9 protein-coding genes and 1 tRNA gene are annotated in these 13,279 nt (G+C 44.6%); 4 read left to right on the top strand and 6 right to left on the bottom strand.

What is annotated here, in order from left to right:
• Window positions 1-15 precede the first annotated feature (15 nt).
• The 4 genes from purE to BM090_RS14405 form a co-directional block, all read right to left on the bottom strand.
• On the bottom strand, window positions 16-501 hold the full coding sequence (gene purE, locus BM090_RS14420) for a 5-(carboxyamino)imidazole ribonucleotide mutase (RefSeq protein WP_091514761.1): 486 nt from the start codon (window positions 499-501) through the stop codon (window positions 16-18).
• Between the two features lie 106 nt (window positions 502-607).
• Window positions 608-3,136, bottom strand: coding sequence for a DNA gyrase/topoisomerase IV subunit A (locus BM090_RS14415; protein WP_091514757.1), 2,529 nt, complete (start codon window positions 3,134-3,136; stop codon window positions 608-610).
• A 50-nt stretch (window positions 3,137-3,186) separates the two neighbouring features.
• Window positions 3,187-3,726, bottom strand: a complete 540-nt coding sequence (locus tag BM090_RS14410; RefSeq protein WP_143083990.1) for a hypothetical protein — start codon at window positions 3,724-3,726, stop codon at window positions 3,187-3,189.
• A 53-nt stretch (window positions 3,727-3,779) separates the two neighbouring features.
• On the bottom strand, window positions 3,780-4,085 hold the full coding sequence (locus tag BM090_RS14405; RefSeq protein WP_091514841.1) for a winged helix-turn-helix transcriptional regulator: 306 nt from the start codon (window positions 4,083-4,085) through the stop codon (window positions 3,780-3,782).
• 72 nt (window positions 4,086-4,157) lie between these two features.
• Between BM090_RS14405 and BM090_RS14400 the strand changes: the two genes are divergently transcribed.
• The 3 genes from BM090_RS14400 to BM090_RS14390 all read left to right on the top strand — a co-directional run bounded on the left by BM090_RS14400 (window position 4,158) and on the right by BM090_RS14390 (window position 9,417).
• On the top strand, window positions 4,158-5,165 hold the full coding sequence (locus BM090_RS14400) for a ClpXP adapter SpxH family protein (RefSeq protein ID WP_245756737.1): 1,008 nt from the start codon (window positions 4,158-4,160) through the stop codon (window positions 5,163-5,165).
• A gap of 136 nt (window positions 5,166-5,301) precedes the next feature.
• Window positions 5,302-6,189, top strand: a complete 888-nt coding sequence (locus tag BM090_RS14395; RefSeq protein ID WP_091514750.1) for a hypothetical protein — start codon at window positions 5,302-5,304, stop codon at window positions 6,187-6,189.
• 159 nt (window positions 6,190-6,348) lie between these two features.
• The gene (locus tag BM090_RS14390) at window positions 6,349-9,417 is read left to right on the top strand and encodes an ATP-binding cassette domain-containing protein (protein ID WP_091514747.1); all 3,069 of its coding nucleotides are present in this window, start codon (window positions 6,349-6,351) and stop codon (window positions 9,415-9,417) included.
• A 43-nt stretch (window positions 9,418-9,460) separates the two neighbouring features.
• Here BM090_RS14390 and BM090_RS14385 read toward each other — a convergent pair.
• Both BM090_RS14385 and BM090_RS14380 read right to left on the bottom strand, forming a co-directional pair.
• Window positions 9,461-9,537 (bottom strand) — tRNA-Ala (locus BM090_RS14385).
• A gap of 150 nt (window positions 9,538-9,687) precedes the next feature.
• Window positions 9,688-12,354, bottom strand: a complete 2,667-nt coding sequence (locus BM090_RS14380; RefSeq protein WP_143083989.1) for a putative LPS assembly protein LptD — start codon at window positions 12,352-12,354, stop codon at window positions 9,688-9,690.
• A gap of 70 nt (window positions 12,355-12,424) precedes the next feature.
• On the opposite strand from BM090_RS14380, the gene BM090_RS14375 reads away from it, so the two are divergent.
• Window positions 12,425-13,210, top strand: a complete 786-nt coding sequence (locus BM090_RS14375) for an N-acetylmuramoyl-L-alanine amidase family protein (RefSeq protein WP_091514739.1) — start codon at window positions 12,425-12,427, stop codon at window positions 13,208-13,210.
• Window positions 13,211-13,279: the final 69 nt, after the last annotated feature.

Here is a 13,279-nt window from a genome sequence, read left to right as displayed (position 1 = left end):
CAAAAAACATTTAGACTACTTTTTTGACTGCAAAGCGGCTACCGAATCCATTACTTTATCGTGTAGCGATTGTTTGTAGGCAATCAATCGGTCGGTAAGTGCCACATCGGAAGTGGCCATGATTTGCGCAGCCAAAAGTCCCGCATTGGTCGCGCCATTGAGTGCCACCGTGGCCACAGGCACGCCCGACGGCATTTGCAGAATAGAAAGCACCGAGTCCCAGCCATCTATGGAATTACTGGATTTGACAGGCACGCCCACCACAGGCAACACCGTGAGCGAAGCCACCATCCCTGGCAAATGCGCTGCACCTCCCGCACCCGCAATAATTACTTTGATGCCTTTGGCTGCGGCAGTTTGGGCATATTCGACCATACGCAACGGCGTGCGATGCGCCGAAACGATATTAAGCTCATAAGCAACACCGAGTTGCTCCAACACGTCGGCGGCGGCTTGCATTACCACCAAATCCGACTGACTGCCCATAATGATTCCTACCATTTTCTTGAATTAAATTTTATGTTATAAATTACTATAAATCAATGACTTTTCAAAAAAACAAACCCTTACAAGTTTAGAAAGTCTGTAAGGGTTTGGAGAAATTAAATTACTGTTGCTGCCAAAGTCCGAGTTGCTTGGCCTCGTCCGATTCTTGGCCATTGACCAACATTACTTGCTGCACAATGTATTGGCTCAATCGCGAACCAATCGCTTTCCAGCCTTTCACTTCCGCCAACACATCCACATCATACAAGGTCACTTCTTGCGGCATTTTCTTGTCTTTGCGGTATGCCACTTGGATTTGCGGTTGCGCTTCAGTGCTTGCTACCAACACTTTAGAATCTTTGTGTTCACCAATAAAGCCAAACGGTTTGCCTACTGTCGAGGTTTCTATTTTGAAGCGTTTTACAAAATGATTTTTGGTTTCGCCTTCATAATACACCACCGACAATATTTTTTCGGGGTTATATTTCTCCAAAAGCACCAAATTTTCTGGTTCGTAACGGTTGGTTAGCTCAAAAGAAGTCAGTTCGTATTGGCCATTTTTGGTTACGAAAAGCAGCGTATCCGCGCCCGAAAAATTCCCCAAAAACTTGCCACGTTGGTCGGTGTTGAGGCGGCCAATTACTTCATCGTACCAGAGATTCAGGCCTCCAAGCGTAGAAACGCCTGCCGCTTTGAATACCACTTTACGCACGGGATGTTTGGTTACGATGTTGCCTTGCGATTGGCGGCCTTTGATGTCCAGCCCCGCAAAATCGTAGTCCAAAGACTTAATTTTGGCCTTTGAGCCTTGCGAAAGTTGCACGGTTACCGATTCGGCTTCGCCGTTCGGGTTGGCCGAGAAATGTAAACATTTTGACCCTTTACCGCCTTTGGTAAGGTCATATTCGCGGTCGCGCGTAATGGCCAGCACCTGAAAACGCTTGGCCATCGTGTAACCCGAATCGCCGTCCAAATAGACCATGTTATATACCATGCGTTCATCGTTTTTGCGGAAAACATTCACATACAAAATGTCTTTTCCCACAAAAACTTTTTCCCCGATTTTCACCACCTTAAACACTCCATCGCGGCGGAAAATAATCACGTCGTCAAGGTCGGAACAGTCGCACACGAACTCATCTTTTTTCAAGCCATAACCAATAAAACCATCTGTACGATTGACATACAACTTTTGGTTGTTGGCCGCTACCACGTTGGCGGCGATTACGTCGAAAGTGCGAATTTCGGTTTTGCGCTCACGGCCTTTGCCATATTTTTTGAGCAAATCGCGGTAATAACGAATCGTATAAGTGCGCAAATTGGCTAATTGCTTTTCGGTTTCCTCCAGTTCGGCTTGCAGGCCGCGCATCAGTTCGTCGGCTTTGAAAGCATCGAATTTTGAAATACGTTTGATGCGTATTTCGGTCAATTTTACGAGGTCTTCTTCCGTGATAATTCTGTAAAATTGTGGTTTGAATGGCTCTAAACCAGCATCAATTGTTTTCAGAACAGCTTCCCACGTTTCGCACTCTTCTATGTCTCTGTAAATTTTATTTTCGATAAAAATTTTCTCCAAAGATGAGAACAAAATCTTTTCGAGCAATTCCCCGCGTTTGATTTCCAACTCGCGGCGCAAAAGCTCCATGGTTTGCTCCGTATTGTAGCGCAAAATTTGCGAAGCACTCACAAAATGCGGTTTTTCGTCAATAATCACGCAGGCGTTCGGCGAAATAGAAACTTCGCAGTCCGTGAAGGCATACAAGGCATCTATGGTAATATCTGGCGAAACGCCTGGTGCTAAATGTACTTGTATCTCAACGTCTTTGGCCGTGTTATCAACTACTTTCTTGATTTTGATTTTGCCCGCATCGCTGGCTTTCACGATGGATTCCATGAGGCTGGTGGTGGTGGTGCTAAACGGAATATCACGAATCACCAACATTTTTTTGTCCACATCCTCAATGCGTGCCCTGATGCGCACTTTGCCACCTTTTTGGCCGTCGTTGTAATTGCTTACGTCTATCATGCCACCCGTCGGGAAGTCGGGGTGCAATGTGATAGGCTGATTATTAAGCAAATCAATCGACGCTTCTATTAGCTCACAAAAATTGTGTGGCAAAATTTTGGTTGCCAAACCTACGGCAATGCCTTCTACGCCTTGCGCGAGCAACAACGGGAACTTAACAGGCAAAGTAACGGGTTCGCGTTTACGGCCATCGTAAGAAACTTGCCAGTTGGTGGTTTGGGGGTTAAAAAGTATGTCGTTGGCGAACTTCGACAAACGCGCCTCAATGTAACGAGGAGCTGCCGCACCGTCGCCCGTGCGCATATCGCCCCAGTTACCTTGTGTATCTATGAGTAAATCTTTTTGTCCTAAATTAACAATAGCGTCGCCGATGGAAGCATCGCCGTGCGGGTGATACTGCATGGTTTGTCCGATGACGTTGGCTACTTTGTTATAGCGACCATCGTCCATCTCGTACATGGCGTGCATGATGCGGCGTTGTACGGGTTTGAGTCCATCTTCTACGGCAGGCACGGCACGTTCCAGAATTACATACGAGGCATAGTCAAGAAACCAGTTTTCGTACATTCCAGACACAGGGCCGATGTCGCTTAGTTTGTCGTCGAGGTCTTTGTTTTTTTCCATAGCCGCAAAAATAGTTGATTCTTTGCAAACCTGTAAGATTTCAAAAAACCTTATGGATTTAATTTTTTCATTACGGCCACGCACCTAAACGTACATTTTAGGTTTTGGGCATTGAGCCAAGCGAGGTTTTTCTTACAAAATGGGTTTGATTGAAGAATGCCTTTTTTCGTAGCGGCCACTATCTCATTGTCTTGTGCTTTTCGGTAAGTTACTTTTATCTTTTTACCCATATTCTGCACATAAAACGGGCTTTGGCACGGATTGTCTTTGGTATAAGTTCGAATCGTATTGGTTACCAACTGGCTGCGCCACACACAATACGCATTGATAGCTTTCTCATCAATGCCCAAAACAGGATATTCGTCAAAATCGCCACTGTTATAATAATTACGGCCTTTGTACCTGATGGCGGTGTCTGGTAAAATGGCTTTTTGATTGTCTTGTGTTTGATAATAAACGTATTCTTTCCAGTCGAGAACAGTAATAATTTGTTCGTCAATAAAAAGAGAATCGTTGAGACGAACCGTCCCTGGCGGCGGCAAAAGTCCAGATTTGAATGACAATAAAAATGTAAGTAGTAGCGTATTCATCAGGTTTAAGATTGTTGTGTTTTAAATATTCTAATTAACAAATCATCAATCCATTACCCCAATAGCTTTTCTAACTGCTCAAACACAGGTATCATTTGTTGGCCTCTGGCCGAAAGCCTGTATTCGATGTGCAGCGGTTTTTGGGAAATAATTTGTTTGTGGAGCAGGTCGGCTTGTTCGAGTTCTTTGAGAGCAACGGCAATACTTTGTTTGTTTGCGCCTTCTAATGTTTTGAGCAACACACTGAAACGCAGGGCGTTTTGGGTGGCCATTCTAAAGATTTGGGGTTTCCATTTGCCCGAAAGCAATTTGAGCAGCGTTTCGGCGGGGCATTGGGGCGGCGGGGTGGTGTTGGTCATATTTTTCTGACTTATTGTAAGTGTAACACGATACATGGAGCTTTGCACAAAGTTAGCAGTAAACCCCATTCGATGATAAAATATTGGCTGATTCTCTGCTGTGTGCTTGCCTTCGGTGGCTGGGCGTGCAGCAGACCCAACACTTCTCAATCCATGACAACACCCCAAAATCCCTTGCTTTGCGACACGGCCAGCGGCACTTGTGCCATGCCCGAAACCGCACACACGGCCAATCCTTCGGAGGCTACGATTACCCCTGAAACTACGGCGGGCAAACCCGTCAAAATTATTTATTTCACCGACCCAATATGCTCAAGCTGTTGGGGAATAGAACCGCAATTGCGTCGCTTAAAGCTCGAATACGGCGCGTATCTGGACATTGAATACCGCATGGGCGGCCTGCTGCCTTCGTGGGAAATCTATAACAGCGGCGGCATCAGCAAGCCTTCGGACGTGGCGCAGCACTGGGACGAAGCAAGCGCGTATTACCAAATGCCCATTGATGGCGATGTGTGGCTGCAAGACCCATTGCCTTCGTCTTATCCGCCGTCGGTGGCGTTCAAAGCCGCCCAAATGCAAGACGGCACGAAAGCCATTGCGTTTATGCGCCGCCTGCGCGAAATGGTTTTTTTGGAGAAAAAGAACATTACCAAACCTGAACATATCGCTACTGCTGCCACGCAGTCGGGCTTAGATGCCAAGCAATTAGCCCAAGACATTGGAGGCAAAGCCCAAACCCTTTTTGAACAAGATTTGGCATTGGGCAGGCAAATGAGTGTGCGCGGCTTCCCGACCATGTTTTTTACGGATGCCGACGGCAACCGCCTGACTGTTTATGGATTTAGGCCTTATGAGGCGTATGTAGATGCGCTTAAACGCCTATATCCGACGGCAACGGCTCAGCCTTTCGCGGCAGATTGGGAAAGTTTGTTTGCTAAATACCCGACACTGAGCACACAAGAGTTTGCAGTGCTAACGGGGAGTTCGTTTGCTGTTGCGCAAAATCGCTTGTTGGATTTATTCAAACAAAACAAACTCCGCCAACAAAGCTGCAAAAATGGTGTGCTTTGGATAAAATAAAAGTGTTTTTTTTTCGTAAATACGAGTAGTTGCAGGGTGAGTGTTTGTCTTGCCGCTTGCCTTGTGGCTCTCTAATAAGATAGTTTTTTACTGGTATAATCTTTTGTTATGTTTTTACTTTCTATGAAATTATCTTATGTTTTTACGGTTCTCGCTGCTGACCGCAGCAGCGTTTTTGGCGTGTTTGCCTTCGGCTTTTTCTCAAAAAACAATTAATGCAGCCTATGGCACGAAGCAAGTAGATGGCATCGTTACGGACTGGAGCGTACCTCTCAATTATTACGACTCCGACGCACATTTGCAATATTCGGTAGCCAACGATGCCGACTGGCTGTATATTTGTGCCCGCCTGAATGAGGCCACTTATCAATCCAAAGTAATAGATGGCGGGCTGACGTTGTATCTGGACACGACGGGCAAAAAGAAACAAACCATTGCGATTTTCTGTCCCATTTCTCGCGGAGAAATGCCACCCGAAAACTTTGCGGAAATGCAAGGCCAGCAGCCCAATGGTTTTGACGGTGGTCAGCGTCCTGACCGCCAAGCGGCTAAAGGCAATAACGCTTCGGAGATGATGCAAAAACGCCTACAACAGCATTTGCCAAGAGCTTTTGAGCATTTCAAACTACAAGGATTTTATTTCCCAGACGGAATGTATGCCAATAACAGCTCGGAAAATGTACACATTGCGGCACAAATAGACGGTTCGGGTTCGCTCAATATCGAGTATGCCATACGCATTAGCAGCTTTTATAAACCATTGGCCAGCATTAATCCCAAACAAAAATTGAGTTTGATTTTTGAAATAAAAGGATTGGAAATGCCACAAGGTAGCCAAGCCCGTAACGGTGGCAGAGCTCCACAAGGCGGCGGCGACATGGGAGGCGGAGGCCCACCGATGGGTGGGGGCGAGATGGGTGGGGGCCCACCACCGATGGGCGAAGGTGGCGATATGTCCACAACCAACCCCATTACGGAAACGACCCGCACCAAAGTAAAATTCAAATTGGCAGGCGCACAATAAGCAAAAAGGCACAAGGGATACGATTTTACCTTGTGCCTTTTTATTCAATATTTTATCCCTAAGAAAACGGATTCTTCGTAAATTTTTATTGGCATTGTTTTTTTTAAAGATTCGCCTTATTTTCATAGCTTCAAAGGCACGACACATATATCTCCAGCTATGAGCGAAGAACTCTTACAAAGCCTCATGCAGCTTTTTGCTATCATTGCCAAGCTCGACGGCACGAAAGCAGAAGAACGCAACGTGGTGGCGTTGTTTCTGAACAATCAACTAAACTTAGAAGACAGCGAAAAATACCTGTCATTTTTTGACCAATACCTCGAAGAGCATAGCCGTGTGCGCAAAACGCCCAAAAATGTCACGGAAAATGTACGACTTACCGTGCGCGATTCTTCGAAAATGCTCTTGATTTGTACGCGCATCAATCAGGAATTGAGCCAGCGGCAAAAAGTAGTCGTATTGTTTACATTATTTTCGCTGATTCGAGCGGACGACCATATTTCGGCCATCGAATATGAATTTCTGACCACCGTGGCAGACATATTCAATATCAGTATTAAAGAGTTTAAGCTCATCGAAACATTTGCGTGGAGCAAGCAACTGCACGAGGCCGACATGGAAGATTTGCTTTTAATTTCGTCCAAACGCCAACGCCAATACAACATTAGTCGTCATATTGTAGCCCCGCATCTGGAGGGCGAAATTACGGTCATGCGCGTGGCCGCCATCGGAATGTACATGGTACGGTTTGATGGTGCAGGCGTGTATTATCTTAATGGTTTACAAATGTTTTCGGGGGAAATTTATGCCTTAGAATCGGGCAGCGTAATTAAAGGCGACCATTTACACGCCATTTATTATAGCGACATTGTCAGTAAATTTTTGGATACCGAAGGCCACGAACATATCAACTTCACGGCACTGAACATTTCTTACCAGTTTACAAGTGGTCGGGTTGGGCTGCACAACCTCAGTATTAGCGAAGACTCAGGCAAGTTGGTGGGTTTAATGGGTGCAAGTGGAGCAGGCAAATCTACTTTATTAGAAATCCTGAATGGAAATATGCCCCCCACTCACGGCCAAGTGCTGCTCAATGGTGTAGATATTCACAAATATCCCAAAGACATCAAAGGCGTAATCGGCTACGTGCCGCAAGACGATTTGCTCATCGAAGAACTAACCGTTTATCAAAATCTTTACTACGCGGCGCGGCTATGCTTCGGTAATTATTCAAAAACTCAAATAGATGAGTTGGTAGATAAAACACTGCTCAGTTTGGGACTTTCGGACATAGCCCAACTGAAAGTAGGCACAGCTTTAGACAAAAGTATTAGCGGCGGCGAGCGCAAACGCCTCAATATTGGTTTGGAGTTGCTGCGCGCCCCGTCGGTGCTGTTCGTGGACGAGCCAACTTCTGGCCTTTCCTCACGCGACTCGCTCAATATCATGGACTTACTCAAAGAACTGACGCTTTCGGGGAAGTTAGTTTTTGTCGTAATCCATCAACCCTCTTCGGATATTTTCAAGATGTTCGACAAACTTGTTATCATAGATACGGGCGGCTACCCGATTTACTACGGCAATCCCATCGAAGCCATTGTTTATTTCAAAAGCCTTGTAAACCAAATTAATAAACAACAAACGGTTTGTTCGGAATGCGGGAACGTGAACCCAGAACAGATTTTTGACATCGTGGAAACGCGTATCGTCAATCAGTACGGCAGGTTTACGAGTAAGCGTAAATTTTTGCCCGAAACCTGGAATCAACATTTTGTAGAAATACAAAAAGACCAAGAATTTAAGGTCATCAAATCGCCCATCACAGGCAATTTGCACGTAGCGAACTGGCTCAAACAGTGGCAATTATTCTTGCAACGGGATTTTTTATCCAAAATCAATGACAAGCAATATTTGATTATCAATTTTATACAAGCTCCTTTGCTGGCATTTGTGTTGGCCTTCGTGAATCGTTATTACAAAAACACAAGCGATGGGCAGGGTTATATTTTTGGAGAAAACGAAAACATTCCCGTCTTCTTTTTTATTGGCATTATCGTGGCATTGTTTATGGGCTTGGTGGTCAGTGCCGAAGAAATTTTTCATGACCGCCGAATGCTCAAACGCGAGGCCTTTTTGGATTTGAGCCGAAGCGGTTATTTGCTTTCAAAAATTGCGGTGCTATTCACGATGTCTGCGATTCAGACACTTATGTTTGTGTTAGTCAGCAATTTGATTTTGGATATTCGGGATTTTACGCTGGTGGAATGGCTTATTTTGTTTTCAGTTTCTTGTTTTGCCAACATACTCGGACTCAATATTTCCTCGGCTTTCAACTCGGCGGTAACGATTTATATTATGATTCCTATTTTGCTCATTCCTCAACTGGTATTGGGTGGCATCGTCGTGAAATTTGATAAAATAAACCCCGCCATGAGCAGCGGCGACAAAGTGCCATTTCTGGGCGACATGATGGTTTCGCGTTGGGCGTTTGAGGCCGTGATGGTGAGCCAATTCCGCTACAATCCGTATATGCAGCCGCTTTTCGACTATGATCGCCAAATCAATCAGGCCGAATTTAAAAAAGTGTATTTGTATCCTGCATTAGCCAACAAGGCACAAGAAGCCAAAGATTTGATTGGGGTAGCAAACAAAACCGCTAAATTAACACATGATTTAACTATTCTGAATACACATTTGGCGCAAGAAGCCGAGCTACTGGCCATACCTCAGCCACTTTTTATGCACAACCTCACTGCCGATCATTTTACGGCGGCAGTGGCCGACAGTGCTTTGTTTTTTATCCAAAAACTCACTGATTATCAGTCGGATATTTATAACAGAACGCTGCAAGACAAGCAAATGTACATCGCCATCAAGACGGCTACGCCGACTTCCTCGCGGCTTTGGTTGGAGCGAAAACAATTGTATAGCAATTCGGCAGTGGCCGAGATGGTCAAAAATACCAGCCAAACCGAACGCATGGAAGAAGCCGAAACGCAATTTTATCAAAAACTTTATCCCATTTATCGCCCAAACACACCTGATACGCCCGTTTGGAGCGTAAGAAGCCATTTTTTTGCTGCCGAAAAAAGTTGGTTGGGTTACAAAATCAGTACGTTATGGTTCAACTTGCTCGTTATTTGGCTCATGTGTTTGGTGGCATATGCGGCACTGTATTACGAGTTGTTGAGCAAAATAGTTGCTTATTTGGCCAAGATGATGGACTAAAAAGAAAAGACCTAAGCCGCGTGACTTAGGTCTTTTTAGTGTTTGGTGGAGAATATCGGAGTCGAACCGACGACCTCTTGCATGCCATGCAAGCGCTCTAGCCAGCTGAGCTAATCCCCCGTTTGCGGTGCAAATCTGTATTATTTATCCAAGAAAAACAAAAACAGTTTCCATTTTTACCGCAATTAATTTTTTATTTTTCATAAAAAACTCATTTTCAGTGCTGTTAGTTAATTCAACTCAAACCCAACAGCACCGAAAACAAACGACTTAATAGTTATCGTACCAGCTACGGCGGCGCGTAAACTTGAGGTCTTGCAGGATAGAGGCTTTCGGGCTAATGTTGATGCTAAACGATCCGCCACGTGTACCTGTCGGTGTCCAGTCGAAGCGCATTTGCCAGCAGTGCATTTCCCTGAAAATCCCAATATTCGGGTAAACAAACTGTTTTGATTTGAAATCGTAACCCGAATTAGAAGTGATTTTCCAGTTTTTGGTAATGCTAATATCGCCCGATACGGTTACGGATTGCGTAATGTTCGAGGCCGCATAACCTGTTTTGCTATAATAGAACGCGTAGTTGATACTCAAATTCCAAGGCACCGTAAAGTCCACGTACAAATCGCGGTTGGCATTAATAAAATCTAATTCGGATTGCAAATTCGGATCGTTTTGGGCTTTGGCCAACGTCTTTGGCTTGAGTGCCGCAGGGTTTAGGCTCGTAGAAAGCGTTGCCATAAAATTAGAAAACTGCCCAAGGCCTTTGCCTTTCGTATCCCAAGCAAACTTGTTAATGCGCGTGCCTGTGGTCGTATTTTTATCGTCAATCACATAAATATACGGGTCGAGTGTCGCGCCTACGTTGAGGGCAAAACGTCCCAAAATATTGGTTTGCGCACGCATCGAAATAGGCGAAAGATTGAAAGAGTCCGCCGCAAAGTTGTAAGCACTGTTAATCGAGAAGTTATCAATCAACGAAACTTTCTTGCCTTTGGGTGGCTTGGCGTCTGCTTTGGCGTTGGTGTCAGGTTTGGCGCGTAGCTTCATTTCCAATGAGTTGGTGAGGCCAAACGACATACTGGCTGATTTGCCGCGCGATGCGCCACCGTACAAACTGCCCTGATACGGGTCAAGTACATATTCTTTATTGTTGGCTGTTACGCGTTTGTACATTCCGTAACGTGTATCCGAAAAGTCTGGTTGATACGAAAAACCTACGTTTGGGTTAATCGTATGGCGGAATGCCTCAATTTTTTTACTACGACGTGTATAGAATGTTCCGTACATACGCGTATTAAGGCTGATAGAAGTATTGTAGTTATACACGCGATAAAAACCATTGGTTGTATCGGCGTTGATACTGTCGCCTAACACACTTCCATAATTTACCGTATTAAACTTAAAACGTCTGAAATACCAGTTTTCTGAATAGCTCACCGAAGGCGAAACGTTAATGTTATTCAAAATTCTAAACGTAGTCGAAATCGGGATACGGTGCGAAACGCCTGTATTCATACGTTTCAGTACATCAGAAGTACTTGATTCTTTCAAGACCAACATTGTATTCAAATCGCGATTGTATAATTTTTCGTCGATGTCTGTAAAAGTCGGTCTGATAAGTCGGTTGTTGGAAATGGAGTTTTGCGAGGTCATGGCATAACTCATGTTGATGTTCTGATACCAATTATTTTGGCTGCCCGTTTTGCCTCTGAACGGATAAATACTCATCATGTTGAAGGCCACATCGGGCAATGTGAAATTCATAACACCCGAACTGCTTTGTTGCTGCGAAGCATTTACCCCCAAACTAAAAGGCGTACCCGTAAAGGTTTTGGAATAAGAAACGCGCGAGCTAAATGAAGCCGCCAAATAGTTGTTGGCATTGAATGAGTTACGGTTGTTGTAGCCCGACGAACCTGCATTAACGGAAGCCGAGAAACTGCTACTTTTACGCGTAACAGGCCTGTGCGACCATTCTATCCAATAATCTTTAAAAATATCAGGGTTACTTTCGTCGCCTGTTTTACGGTAGTTGTGTCTGATGGCAAAATTACCGTCGTAGGCATAGCGTTTTTTGTACTGCGAAGCCACCGACAAGCCATAACTTCCTTTAGAATAAATTTGGCCTAAAAAGTTAATGCCAATATTGTCATTTACAGACCAATAATAGCCACCATCGCGCAGATAAAAACCTCTGTCGGTAGCCTCGCCGTAAGTCGGAATAATAATGCCCGAAGACCTTGACTCTGGAGTCGGGAAAATTCCCATAAAAAAGCCCAGCGGCGTAGGCACATCGGCCAGTACCAAATTAAAAGGCCCCGAAATAAGTTTATCTTTCGGTATCATCTTAATTTTTTGGGCATTGATATAAAAGTGCGGGTGCGCCAAATTACAGGTAGTGTATTGAGCGTGTTGCACAAACATTTCGTCGTTGGCCGCTTTCTTGACGGTTTCGCCGTGCAAATAGCCTTCGCCTTGCTGTGTTACGATTTCGGAAATATGGCCTTGCTTGGTTTTAAAATTGTATTTAATGACTTTGGCAACATATTGATCTGCCCCTTGTTTGAATACGGGTGTGCCGTGTTCTTTCCCTCCAGCCGAGTCGGGTGTACCTGTTGCTTTGAGCGTATTATTTTCCCAATTGATTTCTACGCGGTCGGCATTGAGTGAAATGTCGCCGTAATCTATATCGGCTTGTCCGTACAGATATACTTTTTTTGTATCAATATCAAAACGCATCGAGTCGGTAGCCGTGTAGGTTACGGTTGTCTTTACATCGCCTATCTGCTTGGCTTTCAAGCTGTCGGTGCGCGTAGTGTCTGTTGGTGGAGCAGTCTTTGTTTTCGGACTACTCGTGTTGTTTTGTGCGGCAGCTCCCAGAGCTAACAGCATTGTGCAAAGGAATAATGTTCCTTTCAGGTCGAATTTGCGTAACAATTGTTTACCTTTTAGCCAAAAATTTACAATTTTGCACAAAAATAGGGAATAACTCTTTTTTTGCCGTGTCATGCTCAAAAATATTGTTTCTATCTGTCTTATTGCTTCAGTTGTTGTATTGGGTTCGTTTACTACTTTAGAGAAATCCAAAGGCCACTATAAATTACGCACCATTGTTATTGATGCGGGGCATGGCGGCAAAGACCCTGGTTGTTTGGGTGCCAAATCCAAAGAAGGTGAAGTTACGCTCAAAATCGCGCTGGAGTTGGGCAAAACCCTCAACACGTATATGCCTGATGTGAAAGTCATTTACACACGCAAAACCAATCATTTCGTAGAGCTACACGACCGCGCAGGCATTGCCAACAAAAATAATGCCGACCTTTTCATTTCTATTCACTGCAACTCTGGACCCAAGCATATTTATGGCTCAGAAACCTACACGATGGGTTTGCATACCACCAAAGGCAACTTAGAAGTAGCCAAACGCGAAAATGACGTAGTTTTGCAGGAAGACAACTATTTGCAGAAATACGAAGGCTTTGACCCAAAATCGCCACTGGCACATATTTTCTTTGCACAAATGCAAAATGCACACGTGGCAAGTTCTTTAATTTTGGCCGAAAAAATTGAAAATCAGTTCAAAAAACGCGTTGGCCGCAACAGTCGAGGCGTAAAACAAGCAGGTTTCTTGGTGCTTTGGCGTACCGCTATGCCGAGCGTACTCATCGAAACGGGCTACTTGACCAACCGCGACGAAGAAAAATATTTGAACAACGAACTAGGACAAGTTTATTTAGCTTCAGGAATTTATAGAGCCATTCGCGACTATCGCGAGGAAATGGAACAAAACTAAAATAGTTACCCAAAAAAGCCGCGTTGAAATCTGATATTCAACGCGGCTTTTTGTTTTTTATAAAATCTG

The sequence above is a fragment of the Flexibacter flexilis DSM 6793 genome (assembly GCF_900112255.1).
In the GTDB taxonomy this organism is placed as follows: Bacteria; Bacteroidota; Bacteroidia; order Cytophagales; family Flexibacteraceae; genus Flexibacter; species Flexibacter flexilis.
Note: the sequence above shows the minus strand (reverse complement) of the source record. Positions and strands in the feature narration are given on the sequence as shown.